The following is a 24,232-nucleotide window of genomic DNA, read 5'->3' on the forward strand; positions in this document are numbered from 1 at the left end:
GGCCCGCTCAAACGATCGGTCGAGCGTACGGACGTCAGGTGCCGCCGTTGAGGCGGACGGGGATGCGCAGGCGGCAGATGACGGCGTCGGTGTGGCGGCGGATCGCGCGGTCCAAGACCGCCGCCCGCTGGTTCTGCAGCAGCCGCTGCCAGGACCTCGGCAGATGCGACTCAGGGATGAGGACGACGAGCCGGTCGTGCGCGCCCTCGGCGACGGCGGCGTGCAGGTAGTCGACGATCGGCCGGGTCAGGGAGCGGGTCCGGCTGTGCAGCACGATGAGGGGTACGTGGGGCTGCCAGACGTTCCACGCCCGGCGCACCTCGTCGGCGGACCTGGCGTCCCGATCCTCGGGGTGGACGACGGTGAGCGCGCGGACCTCGTCGCCGAGGGACAGCGCGGCGCCGATCGCCTCCTGGGTGAGCAGGTTCACCGCGCCGACCGGGACGATGACCAGCGAGCGGCGGGGTTCGGGGCGGGCGGGTACCTCCCCCAGGTGCAGTGCGACGCCGATACGCAGGTAGGTGCGGTGCACGAGTTCGAACAGCGCGGCCAAGCCGGCGACGACGAGGAACACCAGCCAGCCGCCCTCGGAGAACTTCGCGACCAGTTGAACACCGAGGGCCCCGGCGGTGAGCAGTGCGCCCAGGCCGTTGAGGGCGACGTGCCCGCGCCAGCCGCGACCGCGTTCGCGATGCCAGTGCCTGACCATACCGGCCTGGCAGAGGGTGAAACCGATGAACACCGCGATGGCGAAGAACGGCACCAGCGTCTGGGTGTTCCCCTCGGCGACGATGAGCAGGACCAAGGCGGCGACGGCGAGCACCGTGACGCCGTACCGGTAGACCTGCCGATCGGCCCGGAGCCCGAAAACGTGCGGCAGGTGGTTGTCGTGGGCCAGGAGCGAGGCCAGGACGGGCATACCGCCGAAGGAGGTGTTGGCCGCCAGGGCCAGGATCAGCATGGTGGCGAACTGCACGAGGTAGAAGGCGATGTTGTGGCCGAGTGCCGCATCGGTGACCTGGGCCAGGACGGTCTTGGTACCGCTGGGGGCGACATGGAACTTGTCGATCAGGAGAGCCAGGCCGATCAGCATCGTCCCCAGCAGGACGCCGAGCATGACTTCGGTGAGCTGGGCCCGCTTGACCCGGGGGGTGCGGAAGTTGGGAACGGCGTTCGCGATGGCTTCGACGCCGGTCAACGCCGAGCAGCCGGAGGCGAAGGCGCGCAGCAGCAACAGCACACCGACGGTGGTCGTGGCGGAGGCGGCCGGATGGCTGGGCTCGGTGGCGGGGTGTGCACGCACCAATCCGGCCAGCACGACGGCGGCGATCGCCACGACGAAGAGCAGGGTCGGCACGATCATCACCTTGGCCGACTCCGCGACGCCGTACAGATTGACGCCCGTGATCAGCGCCAGCACGACCGTGCACAGCAGGACCCGCTCGCCGTGGAGGGCGGGAAAGGCCGAGGTGAGCGCGGCGACTCCGGCGGAGACCGACACCGCGACGTTGAGCACGTAGTCGATGATCAGTGAGGCGGCGGCGATCAGGCTGACCCGCCGGCCCAGGTACCGCCCGGCGACCGCGTACGCGCCGCCGCCGTTCGGGAAAGCGGCGATCACCTGCCGGTAGGAGGTCGTCAGCACGGCCAGCAGCACCACGATGGCCAGCGTGACGGGCAGCGTGAACCCCAGCCCCCGGCTGCCGGCCACCGCCAGCACCACCACGATCGCCTCCGGCCCGTACGCCACGGAGGCCAGCGCGTCCAGCGACAGCGAGGCAACCCCTTGCGGGACGGTCAGCCGATCCCGTTCACGGCGCTTGACCGCGCGGTGGCGGGCGGGGCGATCCGCGCCGGCGGCATCCTTGGCGCTCGCAGGCACAGCCGTCTCCGCTCCACGTCATCCGCTGCCGTGGTTCGCCCATGGCCCTGCGCGGATGATTCCCCGAAACCCCTGGTCGGAGCGTATGGAATGCGTTAAGCCCAGGCCACGATCCGCTTCGGCCCCGCGGGAATCCCACATCCTGGCGGAACGACCACATCGCCTTGCGCCGTCTTCCCGATCGCCCTGGCTCACCGTGCTCCGGTGCGGTATCCGGAGTTCGGTGAAGTCTCGGCACAAGGGAACCGGCAAACCCGTCCCGGCCTCGCGCCAGGCGTCAGCCGTACAGGTCGTCGAGTCCGACCAGGTCAACCTCACCACGCCGACGCGCCTGGGAGAGCTCCTCGGTGAAACCCGAACCGGAGTAGCAGACCAAGCGAGTCTGGGAGGTGTCGTACCTGTCGCCGCGGGCGATGAGATCGCGGATATGTCGAAGCCGTTGGAGATGTCCCTCCCCCATGATGTCGCCCCACTTGACCTCACCGATCGCGAGCAGCGGCGGCTTGCCGTCGTCGGCGTGCCCGACAGCCGCGACATCCACCTGGTGGGTGGTCCGGCCGGTCGGGTCGTTGACGGTCCCCGCGGTCACCTGAACGGGCCAGCCACCGAAACGGTCTTCGGCGAAGTGGAGCGTCCAGTCGCGACACAGCCGCTCGAAGTGCGGGCCAAGGACATTCCCGGTGAACCGCTGCCTGGCCCGCTGCCAGATCCGGTCGGTGGCGGTGGCCCGCGTGAGCTGTGGCCAGAAGGGACGCATCATCACGTGATAGAAAGTGAGCAGCGGCTCGCTGATCCGGAAGTCGGTACGGTTGGCACGGAAGGCGTCGGTCTCGCGGGCTATGAGCCCGGCGCCCTCAAGCACCGTCAGCGGATGAGAGAGCTCGTTGCTCTTACGGCCCACATGGCCGGCGATCCCACCGCGCCCGCTGTTGCCCTCGGCGATGGCGCTGAGCACCGAATGGTAGATAGCACCATCTCGCAGGTCGGGCTCCTCCGCCAGCAGGTACCTCGCTTCCAGGAACATCGGGCTGCCCGGGGACAGCACGGCCCGCACGATCCAGTCGTCGAAGTCGTCCGGATTCCGGGGCGCGTCGTAACGGATCATCTCGGTGCGGTAGGCGGGCGTGCCGCCGACGACGGCGTGAACGAGCAGCGCGAGCCGCGGGTCGGCCAACTCCCAGAACCGAGCGGCGAGCCGGTAGTCGAGGGTGTTCACCGGCAGGTCGAGCGACGCCCGTCCACGCAACGGCGCGTTACCCGAAAGCAGTCCGCCCATGAACGACATGGCCGAACCGCACAGCAGCAGCCGGGTTCGGGAGGTCGTGCGCTCGGGCCTGCGTGGAGCATAGGCACCCTGGATGGCCGAAGGCAGCGCGGGGTTGGCACGGACGAGATAGGGGAACTCATCGATCACGACGGGGACCGGACGATCCCGGCCGATCCTCAGCAGAGCATCGATCACCATGGGCCAGTCCGACGGCGTGAAAGGGATGGCCGGATCGAGGTAGCGGGTCAACGCCTTCCCGATGAGTGCGAGCGACTCGGCGTCGGTCGCCTCCTGCGCGGAGAAGTAGAACCCGCCCAGTTCCTGGCAGAGCGACTCCAGCAGGAAGCTCTTGCCCTGGCGGCGGCGCCCCGAGACGACACCGAGCGTGGCACCCGGCTGCTCGTCCGCCGCGAACTTCACCAGCATCGACCATTCACGATCACGGTCGAACATGCTCGCCGGCTTTCGCATACGGCCTCCAGAAGCTGAGAGAAGTACAGTTCTGATAACTGTACTTCTCTCAGCTTCTCACGGAAGCCGCGAGTCACGCGGGAACGGACCGGCGACAACCGGACGGAGGCGCCGCTACAGCCGGATACCGGGATGCCGGCGCTTCGCCGACACACGTCAAGCCGGTTCGTGCCACAAGGTCGTGAGCACGGGCAGGCGATCGGTCCGCGCCGCGACCGGCGGCTGTGTCGTTGGGCCCGTGACACCGGACAGCGCATCCGCTGCGCCGTGGCCGGGGATCTTGGGACCTGACAGGAGTCATGGGTGTGCCGAGTTGTCGGACACGTCGGAGCCGTTGGTGCGCTGGACAGCCTGTCGGTGGCGCTTTGATGCCGTCGGGGTGTTCACGCGTGGGCGTGGCCTGCGGTCGAGGCCGAATTTCAAGATCACTTCCCGGCCGGTAAGTGATCGTTCGCCGGACTCGCCGAGGACTCGGGCACCGCGTGCGTTGATCAACTGTCCGTCAGGAAGGCCAGGGCGTCCGAAGCGAACCGTTTGTCGGTGAACGTGCCGCTGTGGCTTCGGCCCGGGTAGACGACGAGCTGGGCGTCCGGGATGCCTTCCACCGTCTGCCGGGCCAGTTCCAGCGGGTAGACCAGGTCCCTGTCGCCCTGGATCAGCAGCGTGGCCGCCTTGATGTCATGCAGCCGTCCACGCAGGTCGAAGCCGTCCTCGGCGTCGAGGGCGATGACGGCGTCGGTGTGGTCTTCGTGGCCGCTGTCGGACAGCCACAGCAGGGCTTCGAGCAGCCTTCGGCCGATCGTCGATTCCGTGACGACCTCGGCCAGCGCGGGGCTCGGCCGCCTGCCTTGGCGTGCGCGCTCGATGTAGGCGCGCTGGGCTCGCCTGCCGATGGGGCCGAGGGCGCAGGCCGTCCCGGCCAGGACGAGGCGGTCGACCAGGCCGGGATGGTCGGCGGCGAGTTGAAGGGCGATGGATCCGCCGGTGGAGATGGCCAGCATGTTCACCGGGGCCTCGAAGGTGGTTCTGATCGCCTGCGCGTAGACGGCGGCGAGGTCGGTCATCGTCGTGCCGGGTGGCAGCCCAGGTCGGCGGTTGACGACGTAGACGGTGAAATGCTCGGTGAACGGTCGCACCAGCCGCATCGTGGACCAGCGCGCCAAGCCTCTCGGGTTGGCCGCTTGCGGGGTTTAGAGCAGGACGACCAGGGGTGGTCCTTCACCGGCCGACAGGTACGGCAGGTCGTTCAGCATGAGGTGAGCCCTTCCGTGACGGCATCGATCAGGCGGTCCATCACGGACGGGTAGATGTCGGCGTCCAGGTGTTCGGCGTACAGCGGGGTCAGCAGGACCGCGCGCAGCACGCCGAGCAGTACCTGCGGATCGCCTTCCAGCCGGGTGTCGAGGAACTGGAGCAGATCGGCCATCGGGCCGTCCTCCGCGGCGGCCATCCGCTCGGGGGTGAGCTTGGCGGCCACTGCGGCCATCTCCTGCGGGTGGGACATCAGCCGCCGGTAGAGCGGGTTGGTGTCGAGTTCGGCGACCGTGGCACGCAGGAAGCGCCGCAGGCTGTCGCGGGTGTCGGTGCCGCGGTTGAGCCCTTCGTCGATCACGCGCCGCCGCACCCCCTCGTACTGCCGCAGCATGACCTCGAAGTAGAGGTCCTCCTTGGAGTCGTAGAAGGCGTAGATCGAGGACTTGGCGATGCCTGCGGGGGTCGTCAGCTCTTCCAGTGACGTCTTGCGCAGGCCCTGGGTCGAGAAGAGGCGGGTGGCGGTGTCGAGCAACCGCTCGATGATCCGCGCCCGCTCTTCCTCGGAGAACGCCGGCGGCATATCATCTCCATATGAACAATCTGGTTTTTTGTTCATACAATACTCTGTGGGCGCCCGGCCGACGCAAGCCGCAGATCTCACCCGCTCCTTTCCGGAGGCCGACGTGAAGCCCCCGGACAAACCGGAAGTTGACGTGAGGACCCCCTACGTCAATAGCAAGGAGGTCCGGCCCAAAGACCGAACCTCCTTACAACCCAGCATCACCGAGACCTCAACCGAAGCGTCGAGTTCCGGTTAACCGGATGACTTCGGGGAGTCAGCTGCAGCCGCTGGTGCTGCCGCAGCCTTCGCAGACGTAACAGCTGCCCGCCGGACGCATCTTGGTTCCGCAGGTCATGCAGAGCGGCGCGTCCGCCGTACGGCCACTGTGGCTCTCCAGCACCGGGTCGGAAGAGGCTGCGGGCGGAGCCGGGGCGTCGGCCAGGGCACGGTCCTCGATCGGCGCGGACTGGGCGAGCGCCTCGGTGTCCACGACCACCTCGGTGTGCAGGGACGCCGGGTCCTCCCCGCGCAGCTCGGCCATGCGCTCGGCGGCGGACAGGATGCCGAGGCCGGCCCGCTCCTCATAGCTGAGGTAGTCGAGCGCGAGACGCCGGAAGATGTAGTCCATCACCGACGACGCCATCCGGATGTCCGGGTCGTCGGTCATGCCCGCCGGGTCGAAGCGCATGTTCACGAACTTCTCGACATAGGTCTCCAGCGGCACGCCGTACTGCAGGCCGATGGAGATGGCGACGGAGAACGCGTCCATGACGCCGGCCAGGGTCGAGCCCTGCTTGGACATCTTCAGGAAGACCTCGCCGACGCCGTCGTCGGGGTAGGACGAGGCGGTCATGTAGCCCTTGGCGCCCGCCACCGAGAACCGCGTGGTCAGGCTGGGCCGCTGGCTGGGCATCCGCCGCCGCTTCGGCCGCGCCACGTCCGCGGCCGGTACGGCCTGCGGCTTGGCGGCCTCGGTGGCGGCGGCCTTCGCCGAGTCGGTCTTGTCGCTCTTTTCGGTCTTCGCGACCGACAGCGGCTGGCCGACCTTGCAGTTGTCCCGGTAGACCGCGAGGGCCTTCAACCCGAGGCGCCAGCCCTCCAGGTAGACCTCCTCGATGTCCTCCAGGGTGGCCGACTCGGGCAGGTTGACGGTCTTGGAGATCGCGCCGGACAGGAACGGCTGGGTCGCCGCCATCATCCGGACGTGGCCCATCGGCGCGATCACCCGGTCGCCCATCGCGCAGTCGAACACCTCGTAGTGCTCCTGCCGCAGCCCCGGCGCGTCGACCACGTGGCCGTGCTCGGCGATGTGCTCGACGATCGCCTCGATCTGCTCGTCCTGGTAGCCGAGCTGGCGCAGCGCCCGCGGGATCGTCTGGTTGACGATCTGCATGGAGCCGCCGCCGACCAGCTTCTTGAACTTGACCAGCGCCAGGTCCGGCTCGATGCCGGTCGTGTCGCAGTCCATCATCAGGCCGATGGTGCCGGTCGGGGCGAGCAGCGAGGCCTGCGCGTTCCGGTAGCCGTGCTTGTCGCCGAGCTTGAGGCACTCCGCCCACTGCCGGGTGGCCTCGACGTGGATCTTCCGGTCCATCTCGTTGACCGTGGCCAGGCGGGCGTTGGCGTCGGCGTGCATGCCCATGACCCGGCGGTGCGCGTCGGCGTTGCGCTGATACCCGTCGTACGGCCCGACGATCGCGGCCAGCTCGGCGCTGCGCCGGTAGGAGGTTCCGGTCATCAGCGAGGTGATCGCCCCGGCCACGGCCCGGCCGCCGTCGGAGTCGTAGGCGTGGCCCGTCGCCATGAGCAGCGCGCCCAGGTTGGCGTAGCCGATGCCGAGCTGCCGGTAGGCCCGGGTGGTGTCCCGAATCTTCTCGGTCGGGAAGTCCGCGAACGTGATCGAGACGTCCATCGCCGTGATGATCAGCTCGGTGAGCTTGACGAAGCTCCCGACGTCGAAGGTGTTGTCCTCGCGCAGGAACTTGAGCAGGTTGATGCTCGCCAGGTTGCAGGAGGAGTTGTCCAGGTGGAGGTACTCCGAGCAGGGGTTGCTCGCGGTGATCCGACCGGTCTCGGGACAGGTGTGCCAGGTGTTGATGGTGTCGTCGTACTGGAGTCCGGGGTCGGCGCACTCCCAGGCGGCCTTGGCCATCCGGCGGAAGAGCGACTTGGCGTCGACCTCCTCGATGACCTCGCCGGTGAGCCTGGCGCGGAGGCCGAAGCTCCCGCCTTCCTCGACCGCCCGCATGAACTCGTCGGAGACCCGGACCGAGTTGTTGGCGTTCTGGTACTGCACCGACACGATGTCCTTGCCGCCGAGGTCCATGTCGAACCCGGCGTCCCGGAGCGCGCGGATCTTGTCCTCTTCACGGGCCTTGGTGTCGATGAACTCGCCGATGTCGGGGTGGTCCACGTCGAGCACCACCATCTTGGCGGCCCGCCGGGTGGCGCCACCGGACTTGATCGTTCCGGCGGAGGCGTCCGCCCCGCGCATGAAGGAGACCGGGCCGCTGGCCGTACCGCCGCTGGAGAGCAGCTCCTTGCTGGAGCGAATGCGGGAGAGGTTCACCCCGGAACCCGAACCGCCCTTGAAGATGACACCCTCTTCCTTGTACCACTCCAGGATCGACTCCATGGTGTCGTCCACGGCGAGAATGAAGCAGGCGCTCACCTGCTGGGGCGAGAGGGTGCCCACGTTGAACCACACGGGCGAGTTGAAGCTGAAGATCTGGTGGACCAAGGCGTGCTTCAGCTCGTGGTCGAAGATCTCGGCGTCCTCGTCCGTGGCGAAGTAGCCGTACTCGCGACCGGTCCGGGTGTAGACGCCGACCACCCGGTCGACCAGCTGCTTCAGGCTCCACTCCCGCGCCGGGGTGCCCACCGCGCCGCGGAAGTACTTGGTGGTCACGATGTTCGCCGCGTTCACCGACCAGAAGTCGGGGAACTCCACTCCGCGCTGCTCAAAGTTGATCGAGCCGTCCCGCCAATTGGTCATGACGACGTCGCGGCGTTCCCAGCGCACCTCGTCGTACGGATGAATCCCGGGCTTGGTGAAGATCCGCTTCATCTTCAAGCCCTTTCGAACCCCTTTGCCACCGCGGGTCACTGATCCACTCACCGTCTCGGTCATGACATTTCCCATCTTGGGGCTCGGTTGAGCCCGTCTCCTCGTCGCCGCGCCGTCGCCCCCGGCGCCAGGGATTGAAATCTCCACCGCCCGCTCTCGTCCCCCCTCTATTGGAACGCCGAGCCGGGCACCTGTTAAGCCCGCGTTTCCCCGTCCGGCTTGCTTTCCCGAAGCGCCACGATCTCCGCCTCGAAATCGGCCAGCGTCTCAAACCCCCGATAGACGGAGGCGAACCGCAGATAGGCCACCTCGTCCAGGTCTCTGAGCGGCCCGAGAATCGCGAGCCCCACCTCGTGGGAGGTGATCTCGGCGCATCCGGTGCTCCGGATGCTCTCCTCGACGCGCTGCCCGAGCTGGGCGAGGGAATCCTCTGTCACCGGCCGTCCCTGACACGCCCTGCGGACGCCGGCGACGACCTTCTCCCGCGAGAAGGGCTCCGTCACCCCACTGCGCTTGCTCACCATCAGCAGCACGGTCTCCTGGGTCGTGAACCTGCGCCCGCACTCCTGACACGCCCTGCGTCGTCGGATGGCGGCGCCGTCCTCGGTGGACCGGCTGTCTATCACTCGGCTGTCCGGATGACGGCAGAACGGACAGTGCACGAACGCCGCCTCCCTCCCATGCCACCACCACAAGAACACAACTGGTGGTGAATCACACTGATGTAACTACTAGATGTTGTGGTCCTAACCTAGAAGCGGTGCAGCCGGTACGCAAGTTGATGATGGTGCCGTCGCCGAATGCCCTGCTCAGAACAGGCGCGGGCCGACCCCTTCGGCGTGTCGCGCGGAGACCTCGCGCGGAGCCGTCCCCGAAGGACCGCGCCCACCCTCCCACAGGCCCGCCGGACCCCGGGAAACGGGCCCCTCCCCCACACCGAAACCCCGCGCCGCTGGGCGATTCTCATCACCGCACCGAGTATTTTCCTCACGAACCCGCCGCCGGACCGCGCCGGGACGACTACACGGTGTAATGAAGCCCCATACTGAGGTATGGATTCCGCCCACGGCACACCTGCGTGAAGCGACCTAAAAAGATCTTCGAAGTCGAACACCACTTCGATCGAACTGTCGTACGATGGTGGCGCGCGCCATTCCGAGAGGGCGCAACACTTTCGAACTGGCATTGGATAATATTGATGATTATCGATAGCGTTGCCCCATGAAATAAGGAGTTTTGCTATATGGAGGTGAACAAGTGAGCGAGCAAGCCGGTGAGCAGAGTGTCCGGCGTCCACGCGTGGAGCCCGCGAGCGAGGCGGGCAAGAGGAGCGACGGCGCTGTGAGCGACCTGGCCCTGCGGCGCAGGGATTCGCTCGGGCTCACCCCCCGGCAACGCAAGATCCTTGAGGTGATCCGGGACTCCGTGCAGCAGCGCGGCTACCCGCCCTCGATGCGAGAGATCGGTGAAGCGGTTCAGCTCACCAGCACCTCCAGTGTGTCCCACCAGCTCACCGCATTGCAGCGCAAGGGCTACCTGCGCCGGGATCCCCACCGCCCCCGCGCGGTCGAGGTGAGACTCCCGGGTGAGCCGGTGCTCTGGGTCGACCCCGACTCCAACGAGGAGCCGGTGAGCCGCCCCACCGCGGCCTACGTCCCGCTTGTCGGCCGGATTGCCGCAGGTGGTCCCATCCTCGCCGAGGAGGCCATCGAGGACGTCTTCGCCCTGCCCAAGCAGCTGGTCGGCGAAGGCACCCTGTTCCTGCTCCAGGTGACCGGCGACTCGATGATCGGTGCCGCGATCGCCGACGGCGACTGGGTCGTGGTGCGCCAGCAGCCGGTGGCCGACAACGGGGACATCGTCGCCGCCCTCATCGAAGGCGAGGCGACCGTCAAAACCTTCAAACGCCGCGACGGACACGTGTGGCTTATGCCGCACAACCCCACCTATGAGCCGATTCCCGGCGATGAGGCGACCATTCTCGGCCGAGTCGTGGCGGTACTCCGGAAGGTCTAATGCGAATCCGGACAAGTTATCGATAACGGGATTTGAGACCGGCCGAGTCTCGACTCGGCCTGTCCTTCAGCGGGGCACTCAACTACAAACCCGGACATACCTATCTACGATAGGGGTGTGACTGCCAACGATCTTGATCTTTCCGGGTTCGCGAACCGCGACGGCATCAAATGGGCACAGGCCGGACCCGGGGTGATCCCCGCCTGGGTCGCCGACATGGACTTCCCCGTTCCCGAGGTCGTACGTCAAGCCCTCGTCCACCGCATCGACACCGACCTCGGCTATCCCGCCTGGCTCGAAGCACAGGACGGCGCCCCCCTCGGGGAGGCCTTCGCCGAGCGGATGGCCAAGCGGTACGGTTTCAGTCCCGACCCCTCCCGCGTACGGGCGTACTGCGACATCAACCAGGCGCTTCAGCTCATCCTCCGCCTGATGACCAAACCCGGCGATCACATCGCGATCCACACCCCCGCCTACCACCCGTTCCTCGACACCCTCGCGGACATGGACCGTCCGGCGCTGCCCATCCCGCTCCAGGCCGGCGAGAACGGCTGGGAGTTCGACCTGGTGCGGCTCACCTCCGAGCTCGTGCGGACCGGCTGCCGGGTCCTGCTCCTGGTCAACCCGCACAACCCCACCGGCCGGGTGTTCCGCTCCCACGAACTGGAGAGCCTCGCCGCGCTCGCCGAAGAACTCGACCTGCTGGTGCTCTCCGACGAGATCCACGCCGACCTGGTCTACGCCCCCGGCAAGCACATCCCGTTCGGCTCGCTCGCCCCGACGCGGACGATCACCCTGACCTCCGCCACCAAAGCCTTCAACCTGGCCGGTGTCCGCTGCTGCGCGGTCCACTTCGGCGCGGACGGCGCCTGGGCGGCGCTGGCCGCCGAGCCGCGGCACATCTACGGCGAGGTGAACGTCCTCGGCGTGACGGCCACCCTCGCCGCCTGGCGGGAAGGCGACGCCTGGCTGGAGCGGACCCTGGCCACCCTGGAGGAGAACCGGCGGCTCGTCGCCGATCGGCTCCCGGAGGGCATCGGCTACCGTCTCCCCGAGGCCACCTATCTCGCCTGGCTCGACTGCTCCGCCCTCGGCCTCGCCGACCCCGCGGAGTTCTTCCTCCGCGAGGCCGGGGTGCTTCTGATCTCCGGGCCGACGTTCGGCCCCAGTGGTGCGGGCTACGTCAGGCTGAACTTCGCCACCCCGACACCGGTGCTGGCCGAGATCCTCACCCGGATGGACGCCGCCGTCGGCCGTATCCGGTCCTGAAGGCCGCAAGACCCGGACCGGACCGGCACCCGGCCCGGTGGACACCGCCGTCGGCCGTACCGGAGTCTCGAACACCGAGGGGCCTCCGCGTCGTGGGCAAGGCCGGGAAACCCCGGTCCCGCCCACGGCCGGAAAGGCGCCCTCGGCCGTACCGGAATCCGATCAGCCGGGAACGATGTTGACGAGCTTGGGTGCCCGGACGATGACCTTGCGGGGAGGCTTGTCGCCGAGGTAGCCCTGGACCTTGGCCGAGGCCAGGGCGAGCGTCTCCAGCTCGGCTTCCGAGACGTCGGGCGAGACCGACAGCCGCTCCCTGACCTTGCCCGCGACCTGGACGACGCAGGTCACCTCGTCCACGACGAGCAGTTCGGGGTCGGCGACCGGCCAACCGGCCGTGGCGACCGAACCCGGCCGGCCCAGCCGCTCCCAGCCTTCCTCGGCCACGTACGGCGCGACCAGCGACAAAACGATCGCCAGGGTCTCGGCGGCCTCGCGCACCGCGGGGTCCGCCGCACCGCCGGGCGACGCGTCGATCGCCTTACGGGTGGCCGAGGTCAGCTCCATGGCCCGGGCCATGGCGACGTTGAAGCGGTAGGAGTCGATCAGCCGGGTGACCGCGTCGATCGTGCGGTGGGTGACCTTGCGCAGTTCCCGGTCGCCGTCGGCGAACGAGACGTCCGGGCCACTCGCCTTCCCCGCCTCCGCCATGACCCGGAAGGCCCTGGCGAGGAACTTCTGCGAGGCGGCGGGCGAGACGTCGGCCCAGTCGATGTCGTCCTCGGGCGGGCCCGCGAAGATCATGGTGAAGCGGACCGCGTCGACCCCGAACGCGTCGATCTGCTTGCCCAGGTCGACGCCGTTCCCGAGCGACTTGGACATCGCCCGGCCCTGGTTGATCACCTGTCCCTGGTTGAGCATCCGCATGAAGGGCTCGGTGAAGTCCAGCATCCCCATGTCGTGGAGGACCTTGGTGACGAATCGGCTGTAGAGCAGGTGGAGCACCGCGTGCTCGATGCCGCCGACGTACTGGTCGATCGGGCCCCAGCGGCGGACCCGCTCGACGTCGAACGGCCCGTCGGTGTACCCGGGCGAGCAGTAGCGCAGGTAGTACCAGGACGAGTCGACGAAGGTGTCCATCGTGTCGGTGTCCCGCGCCGCCGTACCACCGCACTTGGGGCACTCCACGGTCACCCAGTCGGTCGCGGAGGCCAGCGGTGAGATCCCCTTGGGCGCCAGCGCCTCGCCGCGCAGGTCCGGCAGGACCACGGGGAGCTGCTCGTCGGGGACCGGCACCTCGCCGCAGTCCGCGCAGTGGATGATCGGGATCGGGGTGCCCCAGAAGCGCTGCCGGGACAGCAGCCAGTCGCGCAGCCGGTAGTTGACGGTCGCCTTGCCCAGCCCGCGCTCGCCGAGGATCCCGATGATCCGGTCGATCGCCTCCGCCTTGGTCAGGCCGTCCAGGGGACCGGAGTTGATCAGCCGGCCCTCGCCCGGCGTGGCGACACCGGTCTCGGCGGGATCCTCCAGGCCGGTCTCCAGGACGACCCGGACGGGCAGGCCGAACCGGAGTGCGAAGTCCAGGTCGCGCTGGTCGTGCGCGGGGACCGCCATGATCGCGCCGTGGCCGTAGTCGGACAGGACGTAGTCGGCCGCCCAGATCGGGATCCGCTCGCCGTTGACCGGGTTCACCGCGTACCGGCCCAGGAAGACGCCGGTCTTCTCCTTCTCCAGCGAGAGCCGCTCGATGTCGGAGAGTTTGGCGGCCTCGGCCCGGTAGGTCTCGAACGCCTCGCGCGCCTCATCGGTCACGATCTCGTCGGCGAGCTTGGCGTCGACGGCGACCACGAAGAAGGTCGCGCCGAACAGCGTGTCCGGACGGGTGGTGTAGACGGTGACCGGCTCGGCCCGGCCTTCGATCTCGAAGGCGACGTCGGCGCCGTGCGAGCGGCCGATCCAGTTCCGCTGCATGGTCAGCAGGCGGTCGGGCCAGGAGCCCTCCAGCTGGGCCATGTCGTCCACGAGCCGGTCCGCATAGTCAGTGATCTTGAAATACCACTGGGTCAGCTCGCGCCGGACGACCTCCGCCCCGCACCGCTCGCACCGGCCCGCCACGACCTGCTCGTTGGCGAGCACGGTCTGGTCGTTCGGGCACCAGTTGACCAGTCCGCCCTTGCGGTAGGCCAGGCCGCGCTCGAAGAAGCGCAGGAAAAGCCACTGGTTCCACCGGTAGTACTCGGGGTCGCTGGTGTGCAGCCGCCGGGACCAGTCGAAGGAGATCCCGTATCGCTTGAACGAGCCGGCCTGGGTCTCGATGTTGGCGTAGGTCCAGGTGGCCGGGTGCTCCCCCTGCTTGATCGCCGCGTTCTCGGCGGGCAGGCCGAAGGAGTCCCAGCCGATCGGGTGGAGCACGTTGAAGCCCCGCTGGAACCAGTATCGGGCGATGACGTCGCCGATCGCGAAGACCTCGCCGTGCCCCATGTGCAGGTCACCCGAGGGGTAGGGGAACATGTCGAGCATGTACCGCCGCTCACGGGTGTCGTCGGGGTCCTCGCCGGCGCGGTAGGGCTCCGACTCCTCCCAGCGCCGCCGCCATTTCTCCTGGAGGGCGACAGGGTCGTAGTGCTCGCCGGTCGGCTCGCCTCCGGCTCGCGAACGCGCCTCGTCGCGCTTGTCGGTCCCCTCGCCAGGCTCACTCACTGTGTTTCCCTCTATCCGATTGTGGTGTCCCACTTCGCCTGCCACCTCGTCCGTTCAGCTGACCGCTTCCAAAAAGAAACCCCTCGTCTCACACGAGGGGTAGCCGCATCTACGGTCTGATCCGGTCCCGGGTCCGAACCCGGGCGGCCGGCTCAAAGACGTGGTCGACGCGGCCCGCTAAGAAGCTGCCGGACGGCTCGCATACCCCAAGGGTAGCGCAGTCGGCAAGTCGTCGGCATGGCCCTTGCGGCGAAGCGGGGCGGGTCCGATCGGTGGGAAAGCCCTCCCGGGGAATCCGGCGAACCGGTATCGTCTCCGGGATACCGGGGATGCATGGTGACCCTGTCGAGATAACGGGTACATGTCGCCCTTTAGGCTTCTATGATCCAAATGTCATAGATAGTCTACTCTTTTCAGCCGTGACCCCAGTAGAGCCGAACGACGTGACGGATGCCGGACAACCGCCCCGCCAGGTGGGCAGGCAGCCCTACGGCTTGGGGGCCGGTACGGCCGAGAGCCCGTGGTCCAGCGACTCCTGGTTCCAGCCCAAGACCCCGGTGCCCCAGGAGGAACGCACTCCTCCCTGGGAGGCCTCCCGGCCAGCCACGACGGACATGGTCCCGCCCGCCGAGGAGACCGACCCGGAGGAGGGGGAACAGACCGCCTTCCTCACCCGGATCTCCGCCGACTCCCCGCGGCAGGCCGAGCGGAACCACCCCGAGCCGGTCTCCCCGTACTCCTCCGGGCACGCGGGGTCCCCGTACCCCGACCCACTCGGCCAGGCTCCGTACGGCGGCGCCCGGTACGAGGACCCCGGGCACGCCGCCGCGGGGCAGGCCCGCCCCGCGTATCCCGACCCGGCGGGCCCCGGACCGCTGGACGGCCCGATGCGGGAGCAGGTCGCATCCCCCGGGCACGGGTACGGGACGGTCCCGGCGGCGCCACGCGACACTCGCGCCCCGGGCGTCGCCCCCGGTTCAGCGCCCAGTCATGAGATCATGCCCACCACCGCCAACACCGGCGAGATCGCGGAAGGCACGACATCCATGGCCCAGGATCGCACCGGGGGGCTCGGCACAGGTCCCGCACACCATGAGGAAGCGGACCGCCCGTTCGTCACCGCGGCACAGATCAGCGGACCCAAGACCCCGCCGGCCCAGCGGCAGCACGAGCTCTACAAGCGGGTCTTCGAAGACGACTTCGACGGCGCCGACGACGACGCCGGCCCCGAGCACCGGCGCCGGGTCTGGCCGTGGGCGCTGGTCGGGTCGACCGCGCTGGCCCTCGTCGCGGCGATCGTCATCATCTACGAGCCGTTCGAGGACTCCGGCGGGACCGGTGCCGCCCGGATCCCGGTGAACAACGCCGGGGCCAAAGCCTCGGCGACCCCCAAGCCCACACCGACGCAGCCGTCGTCGGAACGGCTCCCCCGCTACCCCGGCCGTCCCTCGCCGGTGGTGGGACGCGTCGCCGACGCCCAATCGCGCCTCGGCTACGCCGCGCTCGGCACGCCCTGGCAGCGAGACCAGCGGACCACGGTCCGGCGCGAGTTCGGCTTCACGGCGCGCCAGTACATCCCCGCCGGCACCGACCATCTCGGCCAGCCGGTGTACGCGCACGTCATGTCGGGCACGCTCGACCCCAGCCTCGCCGGCAAGTACGCGGGGCCGGACGACTTCGTCCCCGTCATCAACGCGGCCGCGTACCGGCTGAAGCTCAAGTTCAGCTCCAAGGAGGCGGTCGCGACCCGGGTGGCGACCCAGCGGCTCACCGTGGACGGCCACCCCGGCGGCTTGATCGTTTACAACGTGAAGGCGTCCACGCTCGGTGAGTCCTCCATGACGATGCTGGTGGCGGCGATCGACACCGGGGCCAAGACGCCCTCGATCCTCTACATCTCCATCCCGGACAACAAGAAGAGGATCCTGCCCGACATCCACACCGTGCTCAAGTCCCTCAAAGTGATCTCGTAGCCGACCGCGCTCAGAACTCGCACGGCAGGTGCTTGATCCCGTTGATGAAGTTGGAGAGCAGCCGCTCCGGCTCACCCGCGGCGATCGCGGGCGTCCGCCGGAGCAGCTCCCGGAACATCACGGCGACCTCCCGCCGGGCGAGGTGGGCGCCGAGGCAGAAGTGGGGTCCGGGACCGCCGAACCCCAGGTGCGGGTTCGGGGAGCGGGTGATGTCGAATCGGTACGGCTCCGCGAAGACCCGGGTGTCGCGGTTGGCGGACCAGTAGAAGAGCGCGACCTTGTCGCCCTCCCGATAGAGATGCCCGTTCACCTCGTGGTCCCGGGTCGCCTTCCTGCGCATGAAGTTCACGGGTGAGGCCAGGCGGACGATCTCCTCGATCGCGCCGGGCGTGTACCCGTCCACGTCGGACAGCCACAGCTCCCGCTGGTCCGGGTTGAGGGTGAGCAGGAGGAGCCCCTGGGAGATGGCGTTCCTGGTCGTCTCGTTCCCGGCCACGACCAGCAGGATGAAGAACGACCCGAGTTCGGCCAGGGTGAGCCGCTCCCCGTCGATGTTCGCGTCGACCAGGGCGGTGAGCAGGTCGTCGCCGGGCTTCCCGGATCGCCTGACCGCGAGGTCCTGGACGAGTCCCTGGAGTTCCGCGGCCGCGGTGAGCAGAGTCTCGACCAGATTATCCGGAGGCAGGTACTCGGGATCGAGACCGCCCAGAATGATATTCGTCCGGTCGAGGACAAACCGATATTCACTCTCCGGAATGCCCATCATGTCGCATATGATCTTCAAGGGCAACCTCGACGCCACCTCATGGACGAAGTCGCAGCCGGGCCCGGTGAGAAGGAGTTCGTCGACGATTCTCGACGCCGCCAATTCGACATCCCGCTCTAATTTCCGAATCATCCGCGGGGTGAACGCCCGCGAGACGATTCTGCGGAGACGGGCGTGCCGCGGGTCGTCCATGTTGATCATTGAGCCGAAGTACTCGGCGAACTCGGGGGGCATGTCGGCGATGTTGGTCGACCCGCCGGCCGCCGAGGAGAACACCTCCGGGGTGCGGCTCACCTCGACGATGTCGGCGTAGGAGGCCAGCGCGTAGAAGCCCGGACCGCGCTCCGCGTAGGGGACGACGGGCTCCGCGAAGAAGACCGGCCCCGGCTCGGCGCGAAGCAGTTCGAATGCCCGTTCCCGCTCGGGCATCGGACGTGCCCAGAATTCCCAGTCGGAGAGGTCGAAGTCGCTCACCTTCTCGATGGCCCCAGCCGTCATCGAAAATCCTTTCCGGTTTCACGGCGAAGAAGACGCCCCGAGGACCGAGCACGCGGACCGCGGCGCGGAGTGGCCTCCTCTCCCTTCCGGGAGGCCCCCGTCCCTCCATCATGGCAGGCGAATACCGGCTGGAACCCCTTATTCCCTGGGCTATCCGAATTACTTACTCACCGGTAATGTTAGCCGCGTATTTCCCCTCGAGAGGAGATCTAGTGCTCAATTTGTCGATCCTCCTGGAGGACAGTGCCAGGGAGGCGCCTGACCGCGACGCCTTCGTCTACGGCGACCTCCGCATCCCGTACTCCATGGTGGACACGGTCGCGAACCAGGTCGCGAACCTCCTGGTCTCCCGGGGGATCGGACCAGGCGACAAGGTCGCCATATCCTGTCCGAACATCCCGTACTTCCCTTTCGTCTACTACGGCATCCTCAAAGCGGGCGCCGTCGTCGTCCCGTTGAACGTCCTGCTGCAGGGACGCGAGATCACCTACCACCTTGAGGACTCGGGCGCGAAGGCGTACTTCTGCTTCGAGGGCACACCGCAGCTCCGCATGGGTGAGCGCGGCTTGACCGGATTCAAGGACTCCTCGGTCACCGACCATTTCTTCGTGCTGCCGGCGACCCCCCTCGCCGTCGAGTCCGAGTACGGCGAGAGCTTCTGGGCGGCCCTCGGCGGCATGCCCGGCTCCTTCGAGACCGTCCAGGCGGCGCCCGACGACACTGCGGTCATCCTCTACACCAGCGGGACCACCGGACAGCCCAAGGGCGCCGAGCTGAGCCACCAGAACATGGTGATGAACGCCATGGTCGCCGACGAGATGTTCGAGCGGACGGCACACGACGTGCTGATGGCGGTGCTCCCCGTCTTCCACTCCTTCGGCCAGACCTGCATCATGAACCTGGGCATGCGCCGCCGCGCGACCGTCGTGCTGGTGCCGCGCTTCGACGCCGCGGACACCCTCGCGCTGATGGAACGGGAGCAAGCCACCCTGATCGCCGCGGTTCCGACGATGTACTGGGCCATGCTCAACGAGGTCCGCGCGGGCCGCGCCTCGGCCCCCGCCTCCCTGCGGGTGGCCGTCTCCGGTGCCGCGCCGTTGCCGATGGAGATCCTCACCGACTTCAAGAAGACCTTCGGAGTCGGCATCCTGGAAGGGTACGGCCTCTCCGAGACGAGCCCGGTCACCTCCTTCAACCGCCCGGACCGGCCCACCAAGCAGGGTTCGATCGGACTGCCCGTGTGGGGTGTGGAGATGTGCCTGATCGACGACGAGTGGCGCAGGATCGAGGGTACGGGCCGCGGCGAGATCGCCATTCGCGGGCACAACGTGATGAAGGGCTACTTCAACCGCCCGGAGGAGACGGCGGAGGTCATGCGGGACGGGTGGTTCCGCACCGGGGACATCGCCCTGCGCGACGAGGACGGCTACTACTTCATCTACGACCGGGCGAAGGACATGATCATCCGGGGTGGGTTCAACATCTACCCGCGGGAGGTCGAGGAGGTCCTGATGACCCATCCGGCCGTCTCGCTCGCCGCGGTCCTCGGGGTGCCGCACGAGAGCCACGGCGAGGAGGTCAAGGCGTTCGTCATCCGCGAACCCGGTGTGGAGCTGACCGCGGACGAGCTGATCGCCTGGTCCAAGGAGACCATGGCGTCGTACAAGTACCCCCGGATCGTGGAGTTCCGGGACGAGCTGCCGATGACGGCGAGCGGCAAGATCCTCAAGCGCGAGCTCCGCTGACCCGCGCGCGCTCATCGGTACGGGGGCCGTGCCGATGAGCGCGCGACCGGCGCGTCTAGACGATCACGGCCAGGAGAGCGACGGCCGGAGTGGAACGCCGGCCTCCCCGCTCCCCGGGACCTTGACCGACAGCACCTGGTGGAGCTGGATCTTGTTGCGGTCGAATCCGAGGCGGGAGCCCGCCATGTAGAGCCGCCAGACCCGCGCGGTGCCCCTGCCGACCTCCGCCACCGCCTCGTCCCAGTGGGCGTCGAGGTTGTCGCACCACGCCTTCAGCGTCTTGGCGTAGTGCTCCCGCAGGTTCTCCTCGTGGCGGATCTCGAAACCGATGTCCTCCATCTGGCGGATGAGGTAACCGACCGACTCAAGCTCCCCGTCGGGGAAGACGTAGCGGTTGATGAAGCCGCCCTTGCGGATGGTCGGCTCGATCCCGGTCGGCCGGGTGATGCAGTGGTTGAGCAGCCGCCCGCCCGGCTTGAGCTTGCCGTAGAGGAAGCGGAAGTACCCCGGGAGCTCGGCCTTGCCGATGTGCTCGGTCAACCCGATCGAGCTGACCGCGTCGAATCCCCCCTCGACGACGTCCCGGTAGTCCAGGTGCCTGACCTCGCAGAGGTCGGACAGCCCGGCCTCGGCGACGGCCTTCTGCGCCCACTCCGCCTGCTGCCGGGAGAGCGTCACGCCGAGCGCCTTCACCCCGTACTCGCGGGCCGCGTGCATGACCATGCCGCCCCAGCCGCAGCCCACGTCGAGCAGCCGCATCCCCGGCTTAAGGTCCAGCTTCCTGGCCACCAGGTCGAACTTGGCGAACTGCGCCTCCTCAAGGGTGGAGTCCGCCTCGGGGTACACCGCGCAGGTGTAGGCCATGGAGGGACCGAGCACCCACTCGTAGAACCGGTTCGACACGTCGTAGTGGTGGTGGATCGCCTCGGCGTCCCGCTGCTTGGCGTGCTGCGAACCGAGGCGGGCCAGGGCGCTCCGCCGTACCTCCTGCGGCGGCGGGGGAATCCGCTTGGCCCACGGCTTGGTGCCCAGGGAGATCACCGTGGCCAGCCGCTCCTTGACCGGCATGTCCTCCAGCGTGATGTTGGACATCCGGGAGAGCGCCTCGTACATGTCTCCGCGCACGTCCAGGTGGCCGGCGACGTAGGCACGCGCCAGCCCCAGCTCTCCGGGAGCCTGGGCGAGGTAGGCGACGGCGACCGGGGTGCGAACGTCGACCTGGATCTCGGCCCCCGAAGGCCCGGCGCTGCTGCCGTCGTAGGCGACGAACTCCACCGCGGCCTCCGGCCCGACGATGCGTTCGAAGATCTCCGCGAGTTTGAGTCTCATACCGCCGCCCCTTTCCGCCGGTCCGCGCGCCGACAGGCTCGCGAACAGCCTCTCCCCTTCATGCGATCACCGTCCTCTTACGCACTTCTCATAAAGATCGAGTAGCCGCCCGTGCGGGTCGTACGAGCGCTTGACGGGCCAGTACGCGTCCCCGTTGTAGAGCCGCCAGAAATCTTCCTTCTCGTAATAAGAGGTGGAGTAGAGCGATTTATGCCCATGAAGCTTGGTCACAGCTTTTTCGATGAGTCTGTTGTGGTAGCCGTCGTACTGGCCTCGAGGCAACGGCACCGTGCCCCAGAACCCGAAGTTCACATACAGGCGTCTCCTCCCCAACGGGTACAGCGGCCAATCGCCGGACGTCCGGAGCGGGCACATCCACACCGGGGTCATCCCGATCGAGCCGTGGAAGAAGTCCAGGAAGTCGGCACCCCGCTCGACCGGCACCTCGACGTCCTGGATGACCGATTCCTGGATGGGGTTGTCCCGCCAGCGATCGATCCGGGCGATGACCCCGAAACGCCGGTCGAGGCCGACGATCTTGCGGTAGACGTCCGACCTGAGCAGACGGCGCGGCCAGATGGAGCGGACCAGGGGCTGCTGCGCCCCGAAGGCGCGCGAGCACCAGAACCAGTCGGTGTCCCATCGCCAGAGGTAGTCGCGGATCGTCAGCCAGTCGCGCTGCCGGCCGCGGATCGACTTGTAGTAGATCCGCATCCCCGTGTAGTCCGACAGGTACGGCGCCCGGTCGGAGTACTGCCCCAGCGTGATGTACAGCTCGTCGGGCCCGAAGAAGGTCCCGTCCACGAAGTCGGCGCGCTCCCCCTCGTACTCCCCGGTCTCGCAGATCTCCGCCATGGCGAGCATGCACTTGTCGGCGTCGGTGAACCGCACATGGGTCAGCCGGACGTAGGGCTTCACCCGCTCCAGCTTGATCCGGATCCGCAGCGCGTACCCGAGCGTCCCGTAGGAGTTGGGGAACGCCCGGAACAGCTCCCGGTGCTCGTTGTCGTCCCGGGCGACCAGGATCCGGCCGTCGCCGGTGAGGATCTCCAGCTCCTCCACGGACTCGTGCGGCAGCCCGTTGCGGAAACTCGTGGACTCGATGCCGAGCCCGGTCACCGCCCCGCCCAAGGTGATCGTCTTCAGCTGCGGAACCACGTAGGGCATCAGGCCGTACGGCAGCGTGGCGTCCACCAGGCGCTCGTACGTGGTCATGCCCTGCACCTCGGCGGTGAGGTTCTCCGGGTCGACCGCGATCACCTGATCGAGGTCCTTCGCCGACAACCGCGCGGACCTGCTCGGCGCGCGGAAGCGGAACAGGTTGGTCGTCGGCTTGGCCAGCCGCGGCACCGCCCCCCCTGGCAGCGCGGCGTACGACTCCTTGATTTGCGCCACCGCCTGTGCGTGCGCAGACATCTGGGCGGTTATCGCGGACGATTTATCAGGCATGACACCACCCTCTGGCTCATATGGATCTCTCTGGAGCACGCTATCTCGCACCACCGACATCGGCCAGAAGGCGCCCGCGAATCCCGAGAAAACCGCGGACATGTCCAGCATGTGGGCAAGCGGGCGTGTCCCCCGACTTGAATTTGTGCGAATAAATCATGCCGTACGGCCATATGGCGCAATTCGAGCACCCCTCCCACCACCGGCCGTACCGGTTCATTCCGTACGGCCACGGCCACGGCCGCCGACCGCGAACCAGAGCACCACCACACCGCCGAGCCCGAGGAGCGCGAGCGGAACCGAGACGCCGAGGGAGACGTTGACGGCCAGCGTCGCGAGCGCGGAGAGGCCGACCGGATACCATCCCCAGCGGCGACCGAACAGCAGGGCCAGCAGACCGGCGACCGCGACGAGGGAGAGGCCCACAAGGGTGGGAAGGGCCCAGTGGAAGCCCTGCTCCCACCGGGGATCGTCGTGGCTCACCAGGTCGTCGATGACCGTGACGTTCCGGTAGACGCCCAGCGCGTGACTGACCAGCAGGAAGACGATCCAGACCCGGGCGAAGAGACTCAGCCGCAGGCGGGCGTCCTCTGAGTTCACCACCTGCGGCACTCCCGTTCGGCGTGGATGGGGACCGAGCCCAGAAAAGCGGCGTCCAGCTCTTTTACCACCGATCCTCACCTTTGACCACATCCCGGTGTCATGGAACACCCGGCCGTCGGCGAGGCGGATGGAATATCGTCCCGCTTCGAGGTTTGATCGAATCGGAGGTCTGAACCGATATGACGGCACCCCACTTCGGCACGGGACCCGCGGACTCCGGCGGACACCCCGCGGCGAACGGACCACTCGCCGGGATCCGCGTCCTGGAGCTGGCCGGGCTCGCCCCGGGGCCGTTCGCCGGCATGATGCTCGCCGACCACGGCGCCGAGGTGCTGCGCATCGAGCGTGTCAGCGTCCCCGCCGAGACCCTCTCCACGACGAGCCTGTCCCAGACCGCCGACGCCCGGCGGGCCGGCGACGACGTCCTGGACCGCGGCAAACAGACCATCGGCCTGGACCTGAAGCGCCCTGAAGGCGTCGCCGCCCTCAAACGGCTGGCGGAGAACGTCGACGTACTCATCGAGGTGTACCGCCCGGGGGTCGCCGAACGCCTCGGCATCGGCCCGGCGGACATGCACGCGGTCAACGAACGGCTGGTCTACGGCCGCCTCACCGGATGGGGGCAGGACGGGCCGCTCGCCCCGGCCGCCGGGCACGACCTCGACTACCTCGCGATCTCCGGTGTCCTCTCCCAGCTGGGCCGGGCCGGCGAACGGCCGACCCCGCCTGTCAACCTCCTCGCCGACTTCGCGGGCGGCGGGCTGCTGCTCGCCTACGGGGTGCTCCTCGCCCTGGTCGAACGGGCCGGCACCGGGCGGGGCCAGGTGGTCGACGCCGCGATGACGGACGGCTCGGCCCTCCTGTTCGGCCTGTTCTTCCCCGCGGTGCTCTCCGGCACCTGGGGGCCGCGCGGCACGAACCTCCTTGACTCGGGCGCCCCGATGTACGACACCTATCGGACCGCGGACGGCGGATACGTGGCGGTCGCCCCGCTGGAGCCGGCGTTCTGGGATCGAATGTGCGAGCGGATGGGTCTGACCGATCTGCCCGACCGCACCGACCGCGGCCGGTGGCCCGAACTCCGCCGCCGTCTCGAACAGGCCTTCCTCGGCAGAACCCGCGCCGAATGGGAGAAAGTGTTCGAGGGCTCGGACGCCTGCGTCTTCCCGGTCCTGGAGATCGCGGAGGCGCCGGGCCATCCGCACAACGCGGCGCGGCGCGCCCACATCGAGGTCGGCGGCGTGCTCCAGCCGGCTCCCGCGCCCCGCCTGACCGGCCACATCCCGGCGCCCGCGGCCGCCCGGCGGCTGGACGACCTCACCGACTGGGGCATCTCCACCGAGGAGTCCGCCCACCTGAGGCGGATCGGCGTCCTGACCTGAGC

At 68.3% G+C, this 24,232-nt stretch carries 16 protein-coding genes; 5 read left to right on the plus strand and 11 right to left on the minus strand.

Going from position 1 to position 24,232, the window contains the following annotated elements:
- Positions 1 to 34 precede the first annotated feature (34 nt).
- The 6 genes from RUR_RS27945 to nrdR all read right to left on the minus strand — a co-directional run bounded on the left by RUR_RS27945 (position 35) and on the right by nrdR (position 9,165).
- Complete coding sequence (locus RUR_RS27945) at positions 35 to 1,882, minus strand: APC family permease (RefSeq protein WP_283138195.1); 1,848 nt, start codon at positions 1,880 to 1,882, stop codon at positions 35 to 37.
- A 277-nt stretch (positions 1,883 to 2,159) separates the two neighbouring features.
- Positions 2,160 to 3,620, minus strand: a complete 1,461-nt coding sequence (locus RUR_RS27950; RefSeq protein ID WP_283138196.1) for an AAA family ATPase — start codon at positions 3,618 to 3,620, stop codon at positions 2,160 to 2,162.
- Positions 3,621 to 4,111: 491 nt separating this feature from the next.
- Positions 4,112 to 4,756 (minus strand): alpha/beta fold hydrolase, encoded by a 645-nt coding sequence (locus RUR_RS27955; protein ID WP_283138197.1) that lies wholly within the window; start codon positions 4,754 to 4,756, stop codon positions 4,112 to 4,114.
- A 110-nt stretch (positions 4,757 to 4,866) separates the two neighbouring features.
- Entirely contained in the window at positions 4,867 to 5,454 is a 588-nt protein-coding gene (locus tag RUR_RS27960) for a TetR/AcrR family transcriptional regulator (RefSeq protein WP_283138198.1), read from the minus strand.
- 256 nt (positions 5,455 to 5,710) lie between these two features.
- Positions 5,711 to 8,566 carry a vitamin B12-dependent ribonucleotide reductase gene (locus RUR_RS27965; RefSeq protein WP_283138199.1) on the minus strand — a complete coding sequence of 952 codons (2,856 nt, stop codon included), beginning with the start codon at positions 8,564 to 8,566 and terminating at the stop codon, positions 5,711 to 5,713.
- A 131-nt stretch (positions 8,567 to 8,697) separates the two neighbouring features.
- On the minus strand, positions 8,698 to 9,165 hold the full coding sequence (nrdR, locus tag RUR_RS27970; RefSeq protein WP_283138200.1) for a transcriptional regulator NrdR: 468 nt from the start codon (positions 9,163 to 9,165) through the stop codon (positions 8,698 to 8,700).
- A gap of 679 nt (positions 9,166 to 9,844) precedes the next feature.
- Here nrdR and lexA point away from each other — a divergent pair.
- Positions 9,845 to 10,519: a transcriptional repressor LexA gene (gene lexA / locus RUR_RS27975; RefSeq protein ID WP_428847032.1), complete on the plus strand. Its 675-nt coding sequence runs from the start codon at positions 9,845 to 9,847 to the stop codon at positions 10,517 to 10,519.
- A gap of 117 nt (positions 10,520 to 10,636) precedes the next feature.
- Positions 10,637 to 11,788 (plus strand): MalY/PatB family protein, encoded by a 1,152-nt coding sequence (locus RUR_RS27980; RefSeq protein ID WP_283138201.1) that lies wholly within the window; start codon positions 10,637 to 10,639, stop codon positions 11,786 to 11,788.
- Between the two features lie 162 nt (positions 11,789 to 11,950).
- Here the strand turns inward: RUR_RS27980 and leuS are convergent, their stop codons facing one another.
- Positions 11,951 to 14,485 (minus strand): leucine--tRNA ligase, encoded by a 2,535-nt coding sequence (gene leuS, locus RUR_RS27985; RefSeq protein ID WP_283138202.1) that lies wholly within the window; start codon positions 14,483 to 14,485, stop codon positions 11,951 to 11,953.
- Positions 14,486 to 14,904: 419 nt separating this feature from the next.
- Here leuS and RUR_RS27990 point away from each other — a divergent pair, with 419 nt between their 5' ends.
- Positions 14,905 to 16,458 carry a hypothetical protein gene (locus RUR_RS27990; RefSeq protein WP_283138203.1) on the plus strand — a complete coding sequence of 518 codons (1,554 nt, stop codon included), beginning with the start codon at positions 14,905 to 14,907 and terminating at the stop codon, positions 16,456 to 16,458.
- 10 nt (positions 16,459 to 16,468) lie between these two features.
- Here RUR_RS27990 and RUR_RS27995 read toward each other — a convergent pair whose 3' ends face one another.
- Positions 16,469 to 17,722 (minus strand): cytochrome P450, encoded by a 1,254-nt coding sequence (locus tag RUR_RS27995; RefSeq protein WP_283138204.1) that lies wholly within the window; start codon positions 17,720 to 17,722, stop codon positions 16,469 to 16,471.
- 212 nt (positions 17,723 to 17,934) lie between these two features.
- On the opposite strand from RUR_RS27995, the gene RUR_RS28000 reads away from it, so the two are divergent.
- Positions 17,935 to 19,467, plus strand: a complete 1,533-nt coding sequence (locus RUR_RS28000; protein WP_283138205.1) for a long-chain-fatty-acid--CoA ligase — start codon at positions 17,935 to 17,937, stop codon at positions 19,465 to 19,467.
- Between the two features lie 63 nt (positions 19,468 to 19,530).
- Here the strand turns inward: RUR_RS28000 and RUR_RS28005 are convergent, their stop codons facing one another.
- The 3 genes from RUR_RS28005 to RUR_RS28015 all read right to left on the minus strand — a co-directional run bounded on the left by RUR_RS28005 (position 19,531) and on the right by RUR_RS28015 (position 22,848).
- Positions 19,531 to 20,796, minus strand: coding sequence for a class I SAM-dependent methyltransferase (locus tag RUR_RS28005; RefSeq protein ID WP_283138206.1), 1,266 nt, complete (start codon positions 20,794 to 20,796; stop codon positions 19,531 to 19,533).
- Positions 20,797 to 20,862: 66 nt separating this feature from the next.
- On the minus strand, positions 20,863 to 22,245 hold the full coding sequence (locus tag RUR_RS28010) for an FAD-binding oxidoreductase (RefSeq protein ID WP_283138207.1): 1,383 nt from the start codon (positions 22,243 to 22,245) through the stop codon (positions 20,863 to 20,865).
- 216 nt (positions 22,246 to 22,461) lie between these two features.
- Positions 22,462 to 22,848, minus strand: coding sequence for a hypothetical protein (locus RUR_RS28015; RefSeq protein WP_283138208.1), 387 nt, complete (start codon positions 22,846 to 22,848; stop codon positions 22,462 to 22,464).
- A gap of 179 nt (positions 22,849 to 23,027) precedes the next feature.
- On the opposite strand from RUR_RS28015, the gene RUR_RS28020 reads away from it, so the two are divergent.
- Entirely contained in the window at positions 23,028 to 24,230 is a 1,203-nt protein-coding gene (locus tag RUR_RS28020; RefSeq protein ID WP_283138209.1) for a CaiB/BaiF CoA transferase family protein, read from the plus strand.
- The last annotated feature ends 2 nt before the right edge of the window (positions 24,231 to 24,232 follow it).

Origin of the sequence: Rhizohabitans arisaemae (assembly GCF_025996515.1) — a bacterium.
Taxonomy (GTDB): Bacteria; Actinomycetota; Actinomycetes; order Streptosporangiales; family Streptosporangiaceae; genus Rhizohabitans; species Rhizohabitans arisaemae.